This is a genomic window from Aquitalea sp. USM4 (assembly GCF_004328945.1).
Taxonomy (GTDB): domain Bacteria; phylum Pseudomonadota; class Gammaproteobacteria; order Burkholderiales; family Chromobacteriaceae; genus Aquitalea; species Aquitalea pelogenes.
Window position 1 is genome coordinate 1,870,296 of record NZ_CP029539.1, and the last position, 22,084, is coordinate 1,892,379.

At 60.8% G+C, this 22,084-nt stretch carries 10 protein-coding genes; 5 read left to right on the forward strand and 5 right to left on the reverse strand.

Annotated elements, in window-relative coordinates; all coding sequences use genetic code 11:
* Window positions 1-229 precede the first annotated feature (229 nt).
* From DKK66_RS08910 to DKK66_RS08925, 4 genes are all read left to right on the forward strand, one after another.
* Window positions 230-2,398 carry a type I secretion system permease/ATPase gene (locus DKK66_RS08910; protein WP_131357238.1) on the forward strand — a complete coding sequence of 723 codons (2,169 nt, stop codon included), beginning with the start codon at window positions 230-232 and terminating at the stop codon, window positions 2,396-2,398.
* Window positions 2,398-3,807 carry an HlyD family type I secretion periplasmic adaptor subunit gene (locus DKK66_RS08915; protein ID WP_131357241.1) on the forward strand — a complete coding sequence of 470 codons (1,410 nt, stop codon included), beginning with the start codon at window positions 2,398-2,400 and terminating at the stop codon, window positions 3,805-3,807. The genes DKK66_RS08910 and DKK66_RS08915 overlap by 1 nt, the downstream gene beginning before the upstream one ends.
* Window positions 3,804-4,412, forward strand: coding sequence for a response regulator transcription factor (locus DKK66_RS08920; RefSeq protein WP_131357244.1), 609 nt, complete (start codon window positions 3,804-3,806; stop codon window positions 4,410-4,412). Before DKK66_RS08915 ends, DKK66_RS08920 begins: the two co-directional genes overlap by 4 nt.
* A 177-nt stretch (window positions 4,413-4,589) precedes the next feature.
* Complete coding sequence (locus tag DKK66_RS08925) at window positions 4,590-11,882, forward strand: retention module-containing protein (RefSeq protein ID WP_131357247.1); 7,293 nt, start codon at window positions 4,590-4,592, stop codon at window positions 11,880-11,882.
* Between the two features lie 98 nt (window positions 11,883-11,980).
* Here the strand turns inward: DKK66_RS08925 and DKK66_RS08930 are convergent, their stop codons facing one another.
* Together DKK66_RS08930 and DKK66_RS08935 are read right to left on the reverse strand one after the other, a co-directional pair.
* Window positions 11,981-13,894 (reverse strand): LapD/MoxY N-terminal periplasmic domain-containing protein, encoded by a 1,914-nt coding sequence (locus DKK66_RS08930; protein ID WP_131357250.1) that lies wholly within the window; start codon window positions 13,892-13,894, stop codon window positions 11,981-11,983.
* 11 nt (window positions 13,895-13,905) lie between these two features.
* Window positions 13,906-14,610 (reverse strand): transglutaminase-like cysteine peptidase, encoded by a 705-nt coding sequence (locus DKK66_RS08935; protein WP_239689640.1) that lies wholly within the window; start codon window positions 14,608-14,610, stop codon window positions 13,906-13,908.
* 116 nt (window positions 14,611-14,726) lie between these two features.
* Between DKK66_RS08935 and DKK66_RS08940 the strand changes: the two genes are divergently transcribed.
* Window positions 14,727-16,265 (forward strand): TolC family outer membrane protein, encoded by a 1,539-nt coding sequence (locus DKK66_RS08940; RefSeq protein WP_082696178.1) that lies wholly within the window; start codon window positions 14,727-14,729, stop codon window positions 16,263-16,265.
* 86 nt (window positions 16,266-16,351) lie between these two features.
* Here DKK66_RS08940 and DKK66_RS08945 read toward each other — a convergent pair whose 3' ends face one another.
* The 3 genes from DKK66_RS08945 to DKK66_RS08955 form a co-directional block, all read right to left on the reverse strand.
* Window positions 16,352-18,001, reverse strand: coding sequence for a methyl-accepting chemotaxis protein (locus DKK66_RS08945; RefSeq protein ID WP_131357253.1), 1,650 nt, complete (start codon window positions 17,999-18,001; stop codon window positions 16,352-16,354).
* 210 nt (window positions 18,002-18,211) lie between these two features.
* Complete coding sequence (locus DKK66_RS08950; RefSeq protein ID WP_131357256.1) at window positions 18,212-19,012, reverse strand: TatD family hydrolase; 801 nt, start codon at window positions 19,010-19,012, stop codon at window positions 18,212-18,214.
* A gap of 19 nt (window positions 19,013-19,031) precedes the next feature.
* Window positions 19,032-22,016, reverse strand: a complete 2,985-nt coding sequence (locus tag DKK66_RS08955; RefSeq protein ID WP_131357259.1) for an EAL domain-containing protein — start codon at window positions 22,014-22,016, stop codon at window positions 19,032-19,034.
* Between the last annotated feature and the right edge of the window lie 68 nt (window positions 22,017-22,084).

Sequence of the window (22,084 nt, forward strand, 5' to 3'; positions counted from 1 at the left end):
GTCATCCGGGAAGTTGCTATACAAAACCTGCCATTGGCAGGTTTTGTTTTTTCTTTGGTAATCCCAAGCAAACGCGCAAAATCCCGCACAAATTCTGCTTGTATTTTAAAGTAAAAATTTTAACTGATCTTAACATCTTGTCGCCTTTGAAGCTTCGATTAGAATATCGTCATTAATGAAGAGTCGCGTATTTCAGACTCATCACATTCAAGCTTCTGAAGGGTCGCGCATGCACTCTCCGTCCTCTGCCGGACAACATGGTTTCATTCCTCCGCAGGCTACACATCTGGACCCCTTGCTGGATTGTCTTTTTGCCCTGGCGCGTTCGTATGGCATCAATGCCACCCGCGAATCGCTGGTGGCAGGCATTCCACTCACCAATAACCGTTTGAATCCGTCCATGTTTTCACGGTCGGCGCGGCGCATCGGCCTGACCTCCCGCGTGGTGCGCCAACCGCTGGACAAGCTGCGCGACGCGCTGCTGCCCGCCGTGTTGCTGCTGGATGGCGAAGAAGCCTGCATTCTGCGCGCCATCGACCCGGAAAGCGGCATGGCACGGGTGAGCTTCTCCGAGCTGACCGAATCCGAAGTGAGCATTTCGCTGGATGAACTGGCCGGCAAATACCTGGGGCTGGCCATCTTTGTCCGCCCCCGCTTCAATTTTGAACGCCGTGCGCCGGAGCTGGGTGAAATCCGCTCGCGCCACTGGTTCTGGCAAACCGTTTACGGCGGCCTGCCGTTGTATCGCGACGCCATGATTGCCGCCTTGCTGATCAACCTGTTTGCGCTGGTGATTCCGCTGGTGTCGATGAATGTGTACGACCGGGTGGTGCCCAATATGGCAACCGAGACACTGTGGGTGCTGGCCATTGGCGGCTTGCTGGCCCTGGTGTTCGACTTTTTGCTGAAGATGACGCGCGCCTATCTGATCGACCTGGCCAGCAAACGGGTGGATGTGACGCTGTCCAGCCTGATCATGGAGCGGGTGCTGGGCATCCGCATGGAAGCCCGGCCAGCCTCGGTGGGGGCGTTTTCCTCCAATCTGCGGGCTTTTGAGACCGTGCGCGACTTCATTGCCTCGGCTTCCATCACCGCGCTGATCGACCTGCCGTTCGTGCTGATCTTCCTGCTGGTGATCCTGTGGATTTCCCCGCTCTTGACCGTGCCGGTGCTGGTGGGTGGCTTGCTGATGATCGTGTTTGCCCTGCTCATCCAGGAAAAGATGAAAGAGCTGACCGAGGCCACCTTGCGTGCCTCGGCCCAGCGTAATGCCCAGCTGGTGGAAAACCTGGCCGCGCTGGAAACCATCAAGATCCTGGCGGCTGAAGGCCAGCAGCAGGGGCGCTGGGAGCAGGGCACGCTGTTTCTGGCCCAGGTAGGGGCGCGGCTGAAGTTGCTGGCCACTTCGGCCAACACCTTTGCCGGTTTCATCACCCAGCTGGTATCCATCGTGATGCTGGTTGTCGGGGTGTACCAGATCATGGATGGCAATACCTCGCAGGGTGGGGTGATTGCCGCGGTGATGCTGTCCGGCCGTGCCATGGCACCGCTAGGCCAGCTGGTGGGCTTGCTCACCCAGTATCACAACGCCAAGACGTCGCTGTCCTCGCTGGATGGCTTCATGAACATGCCGGTGGAGCGGCCGCAGGATGCCAACTTCTTCCACCGCACTAGCTTCCAGGGTGAGATCGAGTTCCGCAATGTCTCGTTCAGCTATCCGGATAATCCGCAGCAGGCGCTGCGCAATGTCTCGTTCAAGATCAAGGCTGGCGAACGGGTGGCCATCATCGGCCGGGTGGGTTCCGGCAAGTCCACCTTGCAAAAGCTGATCCTGGGCCTGTTCCAGCCAACCGAGGGTTCGGTGCGGGTGGATGGCATCGACATCAACCAGATTGACCCGGCCGAGCTGCGCCGCCATATCGGCTATGTGCCGCAGGATGCGGTGCTGTTCTACGGCACGCTGCGGCAGAACATTGCCATGGGTGCGCCACATGCTTACGACGCCAGCGTGGCTGCCGCGGCCGAACTGGCTGGCCTGTCCGACTTCATCAACGGTCATCCGCAAGGCTTTGACATGGTGATCGGCGAGCGCGGTGATTCGCTCTCCGGCGGCCAGCGCAAGGCGGTGACCATTGCCCGTGCGCTGCTCAATGCACCGCCCATTCTGCTGATGGACGAACCCACCAGCAATATGGATCACACCACCGAAGGCCAGATCAAGCAAACCCTTGCCAAGGTGATGGCGGGCAAGACCATGATCATGGTGACCCATCACAATGCCCTGCTGGATCTGGCCGACCGCCTGATCGTGATCGACAACGGTGCCATTGTGGCTGACGGACCCAAGGCCGCCGTGATTCAGGCCTTGCAACAAGGCCAGGTGGGGAGGGCAGGCTGATGAAAAAAACATGGAAACAACGCCTGCAAGGCTGGATTCGAGGCGGACAGGGACGAACCTCGCCGTACTGGGACAAGCTGATGGACTGGGCGGCGGCGCGCGATTTGCAGGACCGCCAGGATTTTGCCACCGACGGAGACTGGGCCATTCTGGAACAGAATCCGGGCCGGCCGCGTATTTTTGTCTGGAGCATGCTGGCCTTGCTGCTGGTGGCACTGCTGTGGGCAGCCCTGTCGCAGATTGACGAAGTGGCACGTGGTGAAGGCAAGGTGGTGCCGGTATCGCAAAACCAGCATATCCAGAGCCTGGATGGTGGCGTGGTATCCAAGATTCTGGTCAAGGAAGGCCAGATCGTGCAAAAAGGCCAGCTGCTGCTGAATATCGACAACACCCGTTTTGTTTCTTCGCTGAACGAGAACCAGGCCCAGTATCTGTCCTTGCTGGCCAAGGCGGCGCGGCTGCGTGCCATTGCCAACAACGTACCGTTCGAATTGCCCAAGGAAGTGGAGCAGCAGGCGGCCGATATTGCCCGGCAGGAAACCGACCTTTACCAGACCAAGCGCCGCGAACTGGATGCCAATGTATCCATCGCCCGGCAGGAGCTGACCCAGCGCTCGCAAGAGCTGAACGAAGTGCGTGCCAAGCTGGCCCAGGCGCAGCAAGGCTACCAGCTGACGCAGCGCGAGCTGGCGGTTACCAAGCCTTTGAAAGAGTCCGGTGCGGTATCGGACGTCGACCTGCTGCGCTTGCAGCGTGATGTATCGCGTTATCAGGGTGAACGCGACATGGCCAGTGCGCAGATTCCCAAACTGCAAGCCGCCATCAGCGAAGCCAACCACAAGATCCAGGAAGTGGAGCTGAACTTCCGCAATCAGGCCAGCGCCGAATTGTCCGACACCATGGGCAAGATCAACAGTCTGTCCGCCGGTAGTTCCGGCCTGGCCGACAAGGTCAAGCTGTCCGAGGTACGCTCGCCGGTGAAGGGTGAAGTCAAGCGCCTGTTCGTCAACACCATTGGCGGCGTGGTGCAGCCGGGCAAGGACATTCTGGAAATCGTGCCGCTGGAAGATTCGCTGATGATCGAAACCCGCGTGTCGCCGCGTGACATCGCCTTCCTGCGCCCCGGCCAGCGCGCCATGGTGCGGTTTACCGCCTACGACTACACCGTGTATGGCGGCATGGAAGGCAGCCTGCAGGAAATCGGCGCCGATACCGTGACCGACGACAAGGGCAATGCCTTTTACATTGTCAAGGTGCGCACCAGCCAGGGCGCACTGGGCGAGAAACACCTGCCCATCATTCCCGGCATGGTGGCGCAGGTGGACATCATGACAGGCAAGAAGAGCATTCTTTCCTATCTGTTGAAACCGGTGTTGCGTGCCAAGGCAGAGGCCTTTACCGAACGATGAACGCTCCCGTCATCCTGATTACCGCCAGCAGCGCCCTGGCCGATGGCTGGGCCGACAGTCTGGGACTGCAAGACGCCCTGCGTCTGCCGGACCTGGCTGCGCTCAACCGTGCCAACGTGGCGGCCGACAGTCTGGTTCTGCTGGATCTGGCGGCCACCGCCCCCAGCGAGCAGGACATGCAACAGGCCTGCCAGCACTGTCGGGTATTGGCGCTGTCCTCCTTGCCGCGCGACGAAGAAGGCATGATGTGGCTGCAATATGGCGCAGCGGCCTATGCCCACGCCATGAGTACCCCCGACCTGCTGCAACAGGTATTCGATACTGTGCAGTCCGGTGGCACCTGGGTGGGGCGCAGCATCATGCAGCAACTGTGCGCCCGCTTTGGTCGCCAGCTGCCGGCCAGGACCGAAACCGACTGGCGCAGTCGCCTGTCTGCGCGTGAGCAGGACGTGGTGGCGGCGCTGCGTGAAGGCCGCTCCAACAAGGATATTGCCCGCCAGCTGGATATTTCCGAACGCACGGTCAAGGCGCATCTGACTTCGGTGTTCCAGAAGTTCGGGGTGGAAGACCGCCTGCAATTGCTGCTGAAACTGACTGGCCGCTAGTGCTGCCCCGGCCTTGCCGATCAAGCCGCTCTGTCAATTTGATAGAGCGGCTTTGTTCTTTTATGACAATACGAAATTTCTGAAAATAAGCAGGACTTTGCCCTTCGGTACAATATATTTTCTCGTCATGACTGACTAAGCTGGCCGAACTGCATATTGCGTTTTCAGGAGTCAGACATGAGCACCACTGCTGTCCAAGGTCAGGTTGTTGCCGTTAACGGCGTTGCCAAAGCGATTGATGCCCAGGGGCATGAACGTATCCTCAAGGCCGGCGACATCATCCAGCCGGGTGAGCGCGTGGTGCTGCTGGATGGCGCTACCCTGTCGGTGGCCCGTGCCGACGGTGAGCTGCTGAATGTGGATGGCCCGCGCGAAATGGCGCTGACTACCGAAACCATGCAGCCGCAAACCACAGACAAGACCGAAGCTGCCGTGGCCAAGCTGGCGCCGGAAGCGCAGCAAGTGCTGGCAGCCCTGGAAAACGGTCAGGACCCCTTGGCCCAGCTTGATCCTGCAGCGGCCGGCCTGAACGGTGCCGGTGGTGCCGACGAAGGCAGCCACGGCTTTGTCCGCCTGATGCGGGTGAGCGAAGCACTGGGCGGTGCGCTGGGTGACGGTGCCGGTGGTGCCGCCTTCAACCTGCCGACCGAACAAAACCTGACAACCAGCAATACCGCAGTACCGGTCAATGTCAGCATCGACAACATCAGTGCCACCAACGACGCCACACCTACCATTCACGGTACCGGCATTCCGGGCCTCACCGTCATCGTCACCAATACCTCCGGTGCGGTAATTGGCAGCGCAGTCGTGGGCAGCGATGGTAACTGGTTCATCACCCCCACTTCCCCGCTGCCGGATGGCACCGACACCCTGATTGCCACCAGCACCAATACCGCCGGTGTCACGGCCACGGCAACAGCTACCGCCATCATCGACACCACCCCGCCGGCCACGCCGACAGTCACCATCAGCGAGCACGGCACACCGGATGGCGTGATCAACGCCAGTGAGCTGGTGAATGGCAAGGTGGAAGCCACCGTCAAGCTGGATGCAGCCGATCTGGCCAAGAACGGTAGCGCCACCATCGTGGTCAACGATGGCGGCCATACCACCACCCTGGTAGTGCATGCCGATGGCAGCGTCACTGGCAGCGATGCCAATGTGAGCGCCAGCTACAGCAATGGCACCGTCACCCTGGACATTACCAAGCCTGCTGATGGCAGCACGGTGACCGTGAGTGCCTCCCAGTCCGACGCTGTGGGCAATACCTCGGGTACCGGGACGGACGAAGCCACCCTGCATGCCACCCTGCCGACCGCCACCATCACGGTGGACAACGTCACCGCCGACAACATCCTCAATATCCGTGAGTTCTCCGGCGACATGGTTACCATCACCGGCACGGTGGGTGGCGATGCGAAGCTGGGCGACAAGGTGACGCTGGATATTGGTGGTGCGCACTATGAAACCACCGTGATCGACATCAACGGTCAGCTGGGCTTCTCCAAGGTGGTAGGTACTGGCGATTTGTCCAGCGCCACCAATATCCACGCCACGGTAAGCGTGAGCGACAGCTACAACAACACCGCCACCGCCTCGACTGACCATGCCTACTCGGTAGACCTGAAGGCTCCGACCATTGCCATTGATGCCACTCTGGCTGGTGACAATGTGGTGAATGCAGCCGAGCAGAAGCAGCCGCTGACCATCAGTGGTACCACCAGTGGCGTGGAAGATGGTCAGAAGGTGGATGTCCTGCTCAACGGCGAGCACTACAGTGCCACCGTGAGCAATAACAGCTGGACGGTAGATGTGCCTGCTGTGAATGTTGCCAAGCTGGCAGATGGCCAGAGCTATACCATTACCGCCAATGTTCAAGATCTGGCCGGTAACAGTGCAGTGCCCGCGCAGCATGGCCTGGGTGTACATGTCACGGCACCGGAAGCCACCATCACGGTGGACAACGTCACCGCCGACAACATCCTCAATATCCGTGAGTTCTCCGGCGACATGGTCACCATCACCGGCACGGTGGGTGGCGATGCGAAGCTGGGCGACAAGGTGACGCTGGATATTGGCGGTGCGCACTACGAAACCACCGTGATCGACATCAACGGCCAACTGGGCTTCTCTGTTGATGTGGGTACCGGTGATCTGTCCAGTGCCACCAAAATCCACGCCACGGTAAGTGTGAGCGACAGCTACAACAATACCGCTACCGCTTCTACCGATCATGACTACCTGGTTGACCTGACATCGCCCAAGGCCAGCATCACGGTTGATCCGGTGACTGCCGACAATGTACTGAACATCCAGGAAACCAGCGGCAAGACCGTCACCGTCACCGGCACGGTAGGCGGGGACGTCAAGGTTGGCGACACGGTGACGCTGACCGTGAATGGCCACAACGCTTATGGCAATGTGCTGGATCTGGGTAATGGCAAGCTGGGTTACAGCATTGCTGTCAGCAGCGATGACCTGAAGAACGACAGCAATATCCACGCCAGCGTCACCACCAGCAGCATTGGTGGCAACAGCGGCGATGCCAGCACAGACCACAGCTATGGCCTGGACTTGCAGGCACCGACCATCAGCATTGATAGCGGCCTGGCTGGCGACGACATTGTCAATGCGGCCGAGCACAAGTTGCCGTTGACCATCAGTGGCAGCACCAGTGCCGAAGACGGCCAGACTGTTGATGTAGTGCTCAATGGTCAGCATTACAGCGCCACCGTGAGCAATGGCAGCTGGAGTACCGAAGTACCGGCTACCGATGTAGTCAAGCTGGCCGATGGCAGCAGCTACACCATCACTGCCGATGTCAGCGACAAGGCAGGTAATCCGGCAGTCGAAGCCAGCCACAAGCTGTCGGTCGATACCAGCGCCACCATCACCATCCTTGATGACGGCAGCGGTGGCGACCACATCTTCAACCAGAGCGAAGCCGGCACCGTGAATGTCAGCGGCACCACCAATGGTGTGGAACCGGGTCAGGCGGTGTACGTCACCTTCACCGATGGCACCAACTCGGTAACCAGCATTGTTCTCGTGCAGAAAGACGGCAGCTGGAGTACCTCCGGCGACCTGACGCTGGACCTGACCGGCCTGGAGCAGGGCAAGATCAGCGTGACCGCCAGTGTGGTTGACAAGGCGGGCAATACCGCCAGCGACAGCGTCAATAACGATGTGCTGGACACCCAGGCCACCATCACCATCGCCAATGATGGCAGTGGCAAGGATGGCGTGTTCAACAAGACCGAAGCGGCCGCAGCAGCAGTCAGCGGCAGCACCACGGGTGTGGAAGCCGGCCAGACCGTTACCGTCACCTTCACTGACAGCCAGAATCATGTTGTCAGCGTGAATACCAAGGTAGGCGCGGACGGCAGCTGGACGGTACCGGCGCAAAGCCTGAGCGGCCTGGTGGATGGCACGGTGACGGTGAAAGCAGCAGTCAGCGACGTGGCCGGTAACAAGGCCAGCGACAGCCACAACGACAGCCTGGATACCCAGGCCACCATCACCATCGCCAGTGATGGCAGTGGCAAGGATGGCGTGTTCAACAAGACCGAAGCGACTGCAGCAGCAGTCAGTGGCACCACCACGGGTGTGGAAGCAGGTCAGACCGTTACCGTTACCTTCACCGACAGCCAGAATCATGTTGTCAGCGTGAATACCACGGTAGGCGCTAACGGCAGCTGGACGGTACCGGCGCAAAGCCTGAGCAGCCTGAGCGATGGCAGCGTGACCGTGAAGGCGCAAGTCAGCGACCTGGCCGGCAACACTGCTACCGACAGCCACAAGGATGGTCTGGACACCCAGGCCACCATCACCATCACCAACGACGGCAGCGGCGGCGACCACATCTTCAACCAGAGCGAAGCCGGTACCGTGAATGTCACCGGCACCACCAATGGTGTGGAACCGGGCCAGGCGGTGTACGTCACCTTCACCGACGGTGCCAATTCGGTATCCAGCATTGTGTACGTGCAGAAAGACGGCAGCTGGAGCACTTCCGGCGACCTGACGCTGGACCTGACCAGCCTGGAGCAGGGCAAGATCAGCGTGACCGCCAGTGTGGTGGACAAGGCGGGCAATACCGCCAGCGACAGTCTGACCAAGGAAACGCTGGATACGGTAGCGCCGACCCTTACCATCGGCACGCTGGCTGGTGATGACATCATCAATGCCAAGGAGCACGCTCAGCCGCTTACCATCAGTGGTACCACCAGTGCCGAAGATGGCCAGAAAGTGGACGTGGTGCTCAACGGTACGCACTACAGCGCTACGGTGAGTGGTGGCAACTGGAGCACGGTAGTGTCCGCGGGCGATGTGGCCAAGCTGGAAGACGGCAAGAGCTACACCGTGACCGCCGATGTGCGTGATGTGGCCGGCAATGCCGCACCGGAAGCCAGCCATGCGCTGGCGGTGGATACCACTGCACCGGATGCGCCGAAGGTCAGCTTTGTTGCCAGCGGCACTTACAGCTACAGCAACTACTTTGGCATCGACGATGCCCATATCAGCACCCCGGTGAGTGGCCAGAATGCACTGAGCACCGTACTGGGCGATCTGGTTAACCTGAACCCCACGGCCACCTTCATTGCCCAGTCGATCAACTTCGGCACCAGCAGCGGGGCCTGGCAGGACAGCTCGCTGGCGGTGAACAGCAATCTGGGCAGCTCCGGCGCCTTGCAGGACTTCATCACCAACAGCCATGGCAGTACCGGCACCGACCTGCAACTGGCCGGTAACTATGGCACCACCTCGCGCGCCATCGTGGAAACCGGCGGCGTATTCACTGCTGCTGCCGGTAACTACACCATTGCCGTGCGTGCGGATGATGGCTACCTGCTGATGATTGACGGCAAGGTTGTGGCACAGGAAGTAGATAACCAGTCCCCGGCAACGGCCTGGTACACGGTTCATCTGGATGCTACGGCCAACAACCAGCACACCATGCAGATCGTGTACTGGGATCAGGGCGGGCTGGCCACGCTGCAAGTCAGCCTGGAACAGAATGGCAACAACATCGTCAACCTGCTGCAACCGGATAGCACGGTTACCGCACAGGTCACCCTCAACGCCAATGACCAGGCGGTTCTGGTGAATGGTGGTTCGGTACACCTTACTGGTAGTGGCAATACCGACCTGACCTTGCATCTGGAAAGTGGCAAGCTGGTAGACGGCAGCCACAACAGCTACAGCTACCAGAACGGGGTGATTTCACTGAGCATGGCCGCACCGGCTGCCGGTGCCTCCATCGCACTGGCGGCAACGGTTTCCGACAAGAACGGCAATATCTCGCCGTCGGCATCTGCAAGCTACAGCCAGCCGGTCATCCCCACCGGCCATCTGCAGCATGATGCTGTCAACGATACCGGCAGCAATAGCGCCGACAGCATCACGGCAGACAAGACCCCGGTCATCACCGGCACGGCAGATGCCAACAGCCAGATCACGGTGACCCTGAACGGCCACAGCTACACCACCAGCGCTGACAACACCGGCCACTGGTCGGTAAGCGTGAGTGATGCACTGCCGGATGGTGTTTATATTCCGCTGGTCAAGGCTGTGGATGCCAATGGCGCCACTGCCACCGGCTTTGGCACCGCCTTTGCAGTGGATGGCACGGCCACCATCACCATCGCCAATGACGGTAGCGGCAGCGACAGCGTATTCAACAAGAGCGAAGCCGCTGCAGCAGCAGTCAGCGGCAGCACCACGGGCGTGGAAGCAGGCCAGACGGTTACCGTCACCTTCACCGACAGCCAGAACCATGTTGTCAGCGTGAATACCACGGTAGGTGCGGACGGCAGCTGGAAAGTACCGGCGCAAAGCCTGAGCAGCCTGAGCGACGGCAAGGTGACCGTGAAGGCTCAAGTCAGCGACCTGGCCGGCAATACCGCTACCGACAGCCACAAGGACGGTCTGGACACCCAGGCCACCATCACCATCACCAACGACGGCAGCGGTGGCGACCACATCTTCAACCAGACCGAAGCCGGTACGGTGAATGTCACCGGCACCACCAGTGGTGTGGAACCGGGCCAGGCGGTGTACGTCACCTTCACCGACGGTGCCAATTCGGTATCCAGCATTGTGTATGTGCAAAAAGATGGCAGCTGGAGCACTTCCGGCGACCTGACGCTGGACCTGACCAGCCTGGAGCAGGGCAAGATCAATGTCACTGCCAGTGTGGTGGACAAGGCGGGCAATACCGCCAGCGACAGCGTCAATAACGACATCCTGGATACCCAGGCCCCGTTGGCGGCACAGCTGTCGTCCACCACCACTACTACCGCCATCACCGGCCTGTTCAACACCGGTCTGGATGCCAATGGTCATGCCGTGGCAGCAGGCCAGGTTGATGCAAACTACAAGCTGGTGTCCAAGCCTGCTGATGCCAGCCTGAGTGGCACCACGGTGGTAAGCGAGACCGATGCTGGCGGCAAGCATTGGGTGACCAATGACTACAGCAAGTCGCAGTGGATTGGCGACATGTCCGACAGCTATGGCCGCTATACCTACCAGACCACCTTCAAGATTGCGTCCACGGCCGATCTGGCAACGGTGCTGATCAGCTTCGATCTGTCGGCGGATGACAATGTGCACATTCTGGTCAATGGCAAGGATACCGGCCTGTCCTACAACACGTTGTGGACGCAGATCCAGCATGTCGACCTGAGCAATGACAGCGGGGCAGGCAGCCTGTTTGTGGTGGGCGACAACACCCTGACCTTCGAGGTGGACAACTCCGGTGGCGGCGCAACCGGCCTGAAGGTGGACAATATGGTGGCCACTGTCCAGGGGCAGTCGCTGGAGCTGGATGTTTCGCTAGCGGGTACCGGTGCGGTTGCCAACGACACGCTGACTATCACTGCGGTGGAACACGGCGCGACGACCAGCACCACCCATGTGCTGACCAGCAACGACATCAGCAATGGCATGGTCAGCCAGTCGCAGCATCAGCCGGATGCCCACACGGTATCCACTTATACCGCCACCCTGACCGACAAGGCCGGCAATGTGTCCACCGTGGCGACGGAAACCGTGTTCGGTTCCGGTAACCATGTGGCGAACGATGGCGTAGGTGTGGATACCTTCAAGTGGACGCTGGCTTCCAATGGCAGCAGCAGTGCCGCGGCCACCACCACCATCAACAACTTCGATCTGGCTGACCATGCCAGCGGTGGCTCGGCGCTGGACCTGAAAGACCTGCTGCAAGGGGAAAACCACACCTCTGGCATCGGCAACCTCACCAGCTACCTGCACTTCACCCAGAGTGGCAGCGATACCACGGTGCACGTCAGTGCCTCGGGCAGTTTTGCCAACACCACGGCTGGCGATACCGTGGATATCGTGCTCAAGGGCGTGTCGCTGGCAGATCTGGGTGGCGGCCTGGGGCACACCTCGGATACGCAGATCATCCAGAACCTGCTGAACCACGGCAAGCTGATCACCGACTGAAACCGGCTCAGCCAATAAAAAAACCGACAGTCAGACACTGTCGGTTTTTTTTATTGCATCCGGCTTGTCAGGCCGCTTGCCGGGGCCAGGATGTCGTATCAGTGAATGGCCGGGCCGGTCAGGCAGTGTACGCCCATTTCCACCAGTGCCGTGGCATCTTCGACGTTGCTGATGCCCTTGGCTTCCAGTTGCACACCCATCAGGGCGGCCATGCGCAGCAGGCCGCGCAGGAGTGCGGCACGGCCTTCATCGGCGTGAATACCCTGGGTGAGGGTGCTGTCGAGCACCAGATAGCTGATGCTGGCCTCGTGGGTGCGGGCCACCAGTGCCAGGTTGTGGCCCTGGATTTCCACCGCCAGCTGATGCCCGGCCGGGCGAATGGCACGGCTGAAGGCGACAAAGTGTTCCCAGTGCTCGTCCAGGCCGGTTTCATGGAATTCAAAGTTGATCTGACGTTCCGGAAAGCGCTGCAATAACTGCAGGATGGCTGGCAGGAAGTCCGGATACTGCAAGGAAGCCGGCGACATGTTCACCGCCAGGCAGCCGGCGGGGCCTTGCTGCAAGGCCAGTTGCAGGGTGTTGATGTCCAGCCGGTGCACCAGGCCCAGCCGGGCCGCCTGCGACACCAGGCGTAGCGCGCTCATGGCGGGCAGGCTATCCCGTGCCGGACGATACAGCATGCCTTCGTGCCACAGCACATGACGCTCCGGGTCACATACCGGATACCAGCGCAGCTGCAGCGAATCATCCTGGCAGGCAGCCTCCAGCAAGGGTTTCCAGTCCGGCTGCACCTGACTGGAGGCCTCGGCATGCTGCTGGTCCAGCACCCAGCTGTTCAGCGGCTGGGCTTCGGCCAGTGTCAGGCTGTCGCTGGCACGCGCCAGCACATCGCGCAGGGTGTCGCCGCTGTGGAATGCGGTAATGCCGATATGACCCAGGCCCGGCTGGTCGGAGAGCTCCATGGTCCAGTACACCGGCCACAGCAGGCAAAGCTCGTCCGCCAGCTTGCCGGCTTCATCCACCCCCAGCTCCGGGCAGAACAGCGCGAAGTCGGCACCGCGCAGGCGGGTGGCCATCCAGCCACGCTGTGACTGGCAACGGGTGGACAAATCATCCGCCACCCGCTTGAGCAGGGCATCGGTACGTTGCCCGCCCAGCCGCTGGTTCAGCTCGGCCAGGCCCGCTACCCGCACCAGCAGCAAATGCCCGCTTGCCGGGTCGGCCTGCGGGTCCAGCAAGCTGTTGAAACGTTGTTCGAAGGCCTCGCGGTTGGGCAGGCCGGTATTGCTGTCGGTCAGCACCTCGCGGCGCAGGCGGTCCACTTCGTCCCGCAGGCCCAGCAGGTAGTTTTGCAGCCGTTCCACCATGTGGTTCATCGCCATGGCTACTTCGGCCAGTTCCGGAATACCGGGAATGGCAATGCGCATGAAACGCTGTTCACTGATGGCGTGGGCCTGGGTCACCACGGTTTGCAGTTCGCGACGCAGCTTGCGGATGTCCAGCACTCCCAGCAGGCCGGCAGACAGCCCGATCACCACCAGCCAGAACACGGTTTGCAAGGCACCTTGCCACAGCGAACTGTAGGCATAGCCCAGATGAGCGCGCACCACGATACGCCCGGCCTGCAGCCAGCCATTGCTGACCTGGGCCTGGCCGTCCTGTGGCTTGAGCGGCAGCAGGTGGTGGAACCAGGCCGGGGTATCTTCCAGGCCGTTGCGGTTGCGCAGGTGGATGGTCATGTCGGCAGGCACGCCTTCCCAGCTGATTTCGGCGAAATGCCCTTGCTCGAAGGCCGCCCCCAGCAGGGTTTGCGCCATTACAGGGTCTGCCTTGTACTGGGTGACCATCAGCGCCAGCGCATTGGCCGTATCGGCGCTTTGTGCCGTCAGCTGTTGTTCCAGATAGCTGCGGGCATTGAGCAGGTTGGCAATCAGCGCCCCGCCGATGGACAGGGTGACCAGCAACAAGAGCAACAGCCACAGGCGCTGTACCAGCGAGAGTTTGCGCGACATCACGGGTGTACTCAAAAGGCAAAACCTTCCGTTTTCAGTTTATCCAGCAGCTGTTTCCAGCGGGTCAGCCGGTTGACATTGTTGTTCTGGGTGCCGCCCACCCAGATGCTTTCCATATTGAAGCTGAATACCGGGATCAGGTCGGGCCGCTGCGAAGCAGGCTGGATGCTGGTGATCAGGTTATCCAGAATCAGCGGCTCCACGGTCGGACTGGCATAGTATGCCAGCACCATATGCGCCTGGGTAACATTGCTGGAGGGGCCGCCAATGCGCGCCTTCACATAAGTCAGGCGGATTTTGTCCGGTGCCATGCCCAGCAAGCGTAGCGATACGTATTTAGCAATCACGAAGCCCTTGCAGTCGGCCATGCCCTTGCCAAAGGTTTCCAGCGGCGTGGCCCAGTAGTCCTCCTGCCGCCATACCTGGCTGTTTTCAGCATAGGTGATGCGCCGGTTGAAAAACTCGTTCACATCCTTCAGCCGTGCGCTGTCGCTACTGCCTGCATTGTTCAGCATGGCTTGCCAGTCGCGGTACAGGCGCTGTGCCTGCGGGCCATAGCGCGCCACGGTCTGTTCGCTGGGCAGGCTGCTGCCGGTCACCGCCAGACACAACAACCATCCCAGCAACACGGGCAGCAGGGCGCGCCAGCCGCTGCGTAGCAGGCTGAGGGGGGCAATGGCGCAGAATGGCGTCATGAAGGGGAATGAAACGCGCATGGCATTAATTGTGTAAAAAAAGGGCAGTGACAGTAAAATTCCGTGTGTATAATTGTTAGATAGTGTTTAAAAATGTTGTTTAAAATTAATCACACATTCGATATGGGGTAGTATCAATGAGAAATTTGCGCAAATCCATCAGTTTGTCTGTCGCCATCGGCCTGGCAGGCGTGGCCGCTTTGTTGCCGCAAGCCGCCAATGCCATCGAGGTGAATGCTGCCGTCCAGCAGGCCATCCTGAACAACCCGGAAGTGCTGGCCAAGCTGCACCAGTTCCGCGGTGCCGGCCAGGATGTGAATGTGGGCCGTTCCGGCTACATGCCCACTGTGGATTTGAGCTATGAATCCAACCGCCAGCGCTATGACTACCCCAGCACCGTGGCTGTTGCCGACCAGAATTACACCACCCGTGGCTGGAAGGTGACACTGAACCAGAACCTGTTCCAGGGCCTGCAAACCTATAACACCGTCAAGCAACTGGGTTATGACGAACAGGCACGTTACTTTGATTTCCTCGATACCAGCGAAAGCATTGCACTGCAAACCGTGCAGGCTTATCAGGATGTGCTGCGTTATCGCCAGCTGCTGGATACCGCGCAGGAAAATTATGCCATTCACAAAGGCATCTTCGAGCAGATCGGCCAGAAGGTACAAGCCGGTGTGGGCCGCCGTGTCGACCTGGAACAAGCTGCTGGCCGTCTGGCACTGGCCGAGACCAATCTGATCACAGATACCTCCAACCTGCATGATGTTTCGGCACGTTATGCCCGCCTGACCGGTACCCAGCCGCCGGCACAGCTGAGCGATGTACCGTCGATGAAAGACGCGCTGCCGGCCAACCCGGACCTCATCAAGAATGCCGTGGCCCATAACCCGGCTTACCTGAGCACGCTGGCCAGCGTGCGCTCGGCTACTGCCGAAGTGAATGTCCGCCGTGGCGCCTTCTCCCCGACGCTGGATTTGCAGGCCAGCAAGGCACCTACCGACAATTACAACGGTTACAACGGCCGCAGCAATATCAGCTCGGTGGCAGTCATCTTCAACATGAACCTGTTCCGTGGTGGTGCCGACCGTGCCCGCCTGGGTTCGGCTGCCGAAAAGCTGAATACCACCAAGGACCAGCGTGAAAAGGTATGCCGCGACATGCGCCAGACCTTGAGCATTGCCAACAACAACATCATCAAGCTCAAGGACCAGATGGAATCGCTGCGTCAGCACCAGCTGTCCACCGAGAAGGCGCGTGATGCCTACCGCAAGCAGTTCGACATCGGACAGCGTACCTTGCTGGACGTGCTGGACAGCGAAAACGAGCTGTTTGATGCCCAGCGTGCCTATATCAATGCCCAGTCCGATTACAAGGTGGCCGAAGCCACGGTACTGGCCAATTCCGGTCGTCTGCTGGAAACGCTGAAACTGAAGCCGGTTGAAGACTTCAAGACCGACAACAGCCTGAGCGAAGAAGAGCAGAACGCGTGTGATACCAGCTACACCCCGCCGCCGGTGATCGACGTGAAGTCGATTGCTGCACGTCAGTACACCGCTGCAACCGCCGAAGCCCAGGCTGCACCGCAAGCCGCACCGCTGGCTGCCCAGCCGGTGAAGGCCAGCAAGCCCAAGGCCAAGAAGAAAAAGCCGGTAGCCTCCGCCGCCAACTGATTGTTCGTTCCGGCTCATACGCAAAACGCCACCTTTCGGTGGCGTTTTTCATATCCGGCTGCGGCATCCTGTGCCGGGGATGCAAATCAGACCCGGAAGCGGTTCAGGCTGTCATCCAGTGCGGCAGATAAATCCTTCAGCTGCTGTGCCAGCTGGTTGGATTCCTGCACCGAGCGGTTGGTGCTGTCATTCATTTGCGCAATCTGCTCCACATTGCGTGCCACATCCTGGCTGGCCTGGCTCTGTTCCTTGATGGCATCGGCCACATCGCCAATCTTGTCCACCGAACGCTGCGACAAATCACGGATCAGCTGTAGCGAACTGGCCACCTGCTGCGTGCTGCCAACGCCGGTTTCGATACGGCTGTTGGCTTGCTGCATGCTGACAAAGGCTTGCTTGGTATCGGTTTGCACGCTGGAAATGCGCGAGGAGATTTCCGCCGTGGCCACGCTGGTGCGCTCGGCCAGCTTGCGGACTTCATCGGCCACCACGGCAAAGCCGCGGCCCATTTCGCCAGCCCGTGCCGCTTCGATGGCGGCATTGAGCGCCAGCAGATTGGTCTGGTCGGCAATGTCGCGAATCACCTGCACGATATTGCCGATTTCCCCGGAGCGCTGATTCAGCTGTTCGATCACCTTGGCGGTGGTGGTGATGCTGTCGGCAATCTGGCGGATTTCATCTGCCGCCTGGGCGGCCAGCTGGCTGCTGTGGGTGGCCTCTGCCGTGGCGTGGCGTGCCTGCTCCTCCACGCCCTGGGTATTGTCCGACACCATCTGGATGCTCACTGTCATCTGCTCGATGCTGGCAGCACAGGCCGAGGCCGCTTCGGACTGCTGATGCGAAGCCTTGGCCACGTAGCCGCTGACATCGCCCAGGCGGTCGGCCACGCCAACCAGTTGCGATGAATACCCGTGGGATTCCTGGATCAGCGTGCGCACCGTGCCCACCAGGTCGGAAACCGAACGGCCCATGCTGCCCAGTTCGTTACGGCCCAGGTCCGGCAGCTGCTGCGTCAGGTCGCGGCTTTGCGCCAGCTGCTGGCTGCTGTCACGCATGCTGTTGAGCGGGTGACGGATGGAATGGATGATGACCCAGGACAGGGCAATCCCCAGCAGCAGCGCAATCACCAGCAGCACCACCACGGCATTGCGTACCGAAGCCGAGGTACTGTTGATCTGATCGCCCAGTGCATTCACTGCTTCCACCGCAGCCTTGCTGATGGTTTGCAGCATGTCTTCCATCTGGTGCACGTTGGATTTGAATTTATTGATGGCAGCATTACCGTCGGCCGGGGTGGCAATGCTGCCGGCCTCCACCTGTGTGCTGACGCTATTGAAACCATCGGCATAGGCTTGCAGCAGCTCGCCCTGCTTTTGCACCGGGCCGCTCAGGCTGCCGCTCAGGCTGTTGCTGCCGTCGCTCAGCGACTGGGACAGCTTTTTCACCGTGTCCTGCGCCTTGCTGTAGGTGTCTTTCCATTTGCCCAGGTATTCGCCGCGCTTTTCGCGGTTGGCAATGTTCAGGAAATAGTCTTTCTCGTAGCGGCGCAAATTGCCCATGTGCACGCGCAGCTCGGAGACATCGCGAAAGAACATCAGTTCGTGGCTGGCAACTTCGTCGACCCGGTGGTCGATACGACCCAGCCCTTGCAGGGTAATGCTGCCGATGATGGCCAGCGCCACCAGCAGCAGGCCGAAGCCCGCTGTGATGCGTGCGGCAATGGATAAATTTTTCATTGTTTTCCCCACCCAGGTTGACAGGCAGTCCTGACGCCATCACCCGCGGGTGTGCGCTGCCTGATACATTCCGCCATCCAGATGACCGGCCGATGACATGCGCAGTGCAATGAAAGTTTGCAATGTCGACCGATGCGGTCCGGAATGGCGTTGATTTGGCGCGCACCTTGCCACTTCATGCCAGGGAATGCAAGCCGTTTGACAGTAAGGTCATGCCGGCATGTCCAGGCCGATGGCCTGGTAGGTGTTGCACCACAGCGCGTGCCTCAACTCATTCAAGTCCATCTTGCGCAATTCTGCCATGACGATCGCAAACTGATTGAGGTTGGCCGGGGTATTGGGCTGTTGCTGCGCCCATTCGGGCCGGATGTCGGGCGCGTCGGTCTCCAGCACCAGGGCGGACAGGGGGAGGGTGGCGGCCAGTTCGCGGATGCGCCGCGAGCCGCTATAGGTCATGGCACCGCCAAAACCCAGCTTGAAACCCAGCTTGATGAAGGCGTCGGCTTGCTGGCGGCTGCCATTGAAGGCATGGGCGATGCCGCCCCTCACCGGTATCTGGCGCAGGTATTTCAGAATGCGGTCCTGCGCGCGGCGCACATGCAGCAGCACGGGCAAATCGTATTTGCGCGCCAGCTTCAACTGCTCCACCAGCAGGGTTTCCTGCCGTGCCGCGTCCAGCCCCGGCACGTAGAAATCCAGCCCGATTTCACCCACCGCCACCGGTGCATGCTGTTGCAGGTGTTGTTCCAGCGTGTGCAGGTGCTCATCCAGATGGCGCGCCAGGTAGATGGGGTGCAAGCCAAAGGCCAGCCAGCAGCCATAACGCTCACGCATGGCCAGGCTGTCGGCAAAGCTGTCGCTGTGGATGGCGGGCAGAATCAGCTGACCCACGCCGCTGTCCTGTGCTGCTGCCACCAGCTGGTCGCGCCAGCCGGTAAATTCCGGGGCATCCAGATGGCAGTGCGAGTCAATCAGGCAGGGGCCGGGGCGGGGGGCAAAGTGTCTGGTCATCTCGCCAGTGTAGCGCGTGTCAATGGCGCTGGGCGGCCAGCAGGGTCATGAAGTCGGCCACCGGCATGGGGCGGCCAAACAGATAGCCCTGGAAGGCCCGGCAGTGCTGTTCCAGCAGGAAGCGGCGCTGGCTGGCGGTTTCCACGCCTTCGGCAATCACCTGCAACTGCATGCTGCCGGCCAGGGCCACAATGGTGCGGATGATGGACACGTCGTTGGCATCGCTGTCGATATCGCGCACGAAGGACTGGTCGATCTTCAGCTGGTCCAGCGGCAGGCGCTTGATATAGGCCAGCGAGGAGTAGCCGGTGCCAAAGTCATCCAGCGAGAAGCACACGCCGTCCTGCTTGAGCATGTTCATCTTGCGCACGGTGTCGTCCACGTCCTGCAACAGCAGGCTTTCGGTCAGCTCCAGCTTCAGGCGACGGGCGGGCGCGCCACTGCGCATCAGCGTATTGCGCACCATTTCGACAAAGCTGCTCTGGTGGAACTGGCGGGCGCTGACATTCACCGCCAGCTCCAGCCCGGCAGTGGCCGGGTCTTCCGCCCAGGCGGCCAGCTGGCGACAGGCGGTATGCAGCACCCATTCGCCCAGCGGCACGATCAGGCCGCATTCTTCCGCCAGCGGAATGAAGCTGGCCGGGCCCACCAGCCCGTGCTCCGGACGCTGCCAGCGCAACAGGGCCTCCGCACCGGTGACGCGGCCATCGGCATCTACCTGCGGCTGGTAATACAGCTGGAATTCCTGCTGCTGCAAACCGCGGCGCAGCGCACTTTCCAGCTCGGCACGGGCGCTGACGGCCTCCTGCATTTCCGGGTCGAAAAAGCGCAAGGTATTGCGCCCGGCACCCTTGGCCTGATACATGGCGAGGTCCGCCCGTTTCAGCAGCTCTTCCACCGAGTTGTCATGGCCGTCAAACAGCACCGCGCCCATGCTGCAGGTGTTGTGATGCAGGTCGCCCAGCATGGGGTAGGGGCGGGCCAGTGCTTCCAGCACATGCTGGCCGATGGCGCGGGTTTGCAGCACGGCCTGGGCCGGGTCCTGGTGCAGGCCTTCCAGCATCAGCACGAATTCGTCCCCCCCCAGCCGGGCCACGGTATCGCCCGGTCGCAGGCATTCATTCAGCCGCTGCGCCACTTCCTGCAGCAGGTGGTCGCCCTTGTCATGGCCCAGGGTGTCGTTGAGGGTTTTGAAGTTGTCCAGGTCGATGAACAGCAAGGCCCCGGTACGGGCGTGATGCTGGCAGACTTCCAGCGCCATTTGCAGGCGATCCAGCAACAGGCGGCGGTTGGGCAGCTGGGTGAGCGGGTCGTAGAAGGCCAGCCGCTTGATCTTGTCCTCCGCCGCCTTGCGCTGGGTAATGTCGCTCATGGTGCCCACGTAGTGGCTGACCGAGCCGTCCTCTGCCAGCACCGCGCTGATGCTGAGCCATTCCGGATAAACCTCGCCATTCTTGCGACGGTTCCAGATTTCCCCCTGCCAGGCGCCCAGCTCTTGCAGGCTTTGCCACATGCGCTGGTAAAACGCAGCGTCGTGACGGCCGGACTGCAACAGGCTGATTTTCTGCCCCACCACTTCGTCGGCACCATAGCCGGTAATTTTGCTGAACGCGCCATTCACCCGCAGGATGGTGGTGTGACAGTCGGTCACCACCATGCCTTCCTGCGCTTCAAAGGCGGTGGCGGCAATGCGCAGCAGCTGTTCGGCGTGCTTGCGCTCGCTGATGTCGCGGGCGGAGGCATAGACATAAAGCCGACCGGCAATGGTGACCGGCTTGGCATTCACCTCCACATCAATCATCGAGCCGTCCTTGCGCCGGTGCCGTGTTTCCAGTCGCACGCCCAGGCCGCTGGTGTCGTGCAGCAGCCGTTGCAGCTCGCCGGTGCTGACTGTGCTGTCCCAGTCCTGCAGGCGCAGCGCATGCATTTCCGTTTCGCTGTAGCCCAGCATGGCGGCAAAAGACGGGCTGCACTCGGTCAGCCGTCCTTCCTCGTCCAGAATGTGAATGCCATCAGACGCTGTTTGCAGCAAGGCGGCCTGACGCATGGTTTCGGCCAGTGCTGCATGCTCTGCCGCTTCCCGGTCCGACGTTTCCTGCTCCAGCGCACGGGTGCGCAGGGCCACCAGCAAGGCCAGTTCGGCCCGATTGCGGCGCAATTCTCCCATTTGCCAGGCCAGCCAGCCCAGCAGGCCGCTGATCAGCAGCACCAGCAGGGTATTGATGACCAGATGGCGCGGATTGCGCCAGCCGTCACGCGGTTCCACATCCAGCGTCCACGTGCCGTTGGGCATGTTGATGGTGTAAGGCACCGGCTCGGCCAGCGGCGTGGCCTCGTGTTCCGAGCTGGCCAGTACCTGAATCTGGTGGCTGTCCGGGTGCTGACGCCACAGCCGGTAGCGATAGCCGCGCCGGGGCAGCCAGTCCAGCCCGGCGCTTTGCAATACATCCGGAAAACGCACCAGCGCAATGGCAAAGCCCCAGAACACCGGCGGCACACCACGCTCCCGGTTCAGGAACACCGGCATGCGGCCCACCGCGCCCATGCCGCCCTGCACCAGCGGGAAGGGCCCGGCCAGCGTCATCTCGCCGCTGTCGCGCGCCATGAAGGCTTCCTTGTTGCGCGCCGGGTCGGCCAGCAGATTATGGCCAATCGCCTTTTCATTACCCTTGAGCGGATAGATTTGCCGTACCACCCCATCAGGGGCCAGTTGCAGCGACATCACGCCGGGGTAGTAAGTCATCAGCGCGCGGGCATAGGCGTCGAAATCGTCCAGCTGGCCATGCCCCTGCCGCACCATGGCGCTCAGCGCGTAAGTGGAAGACAGCGCACGGTCTATGGTCACCTTCACCGCATTGCCCCGGTCGCTGGCATCGGCCAGCGCCTGCGAACGGGCAATGTCTTCATCCTGACGCGCAGCCACACACACCACTGCCATGCCTATCAGGAAGGCAAGCACGGTGACGAGCAGGCTGGACAGCCAGGAAGGCCAGATTCTGTTCACGTTGGTCGGTGCCGAAGGTAATGGGCAGGCAATAGGCCAGACTAGCGCATAGTGTACTGACCCCGCCC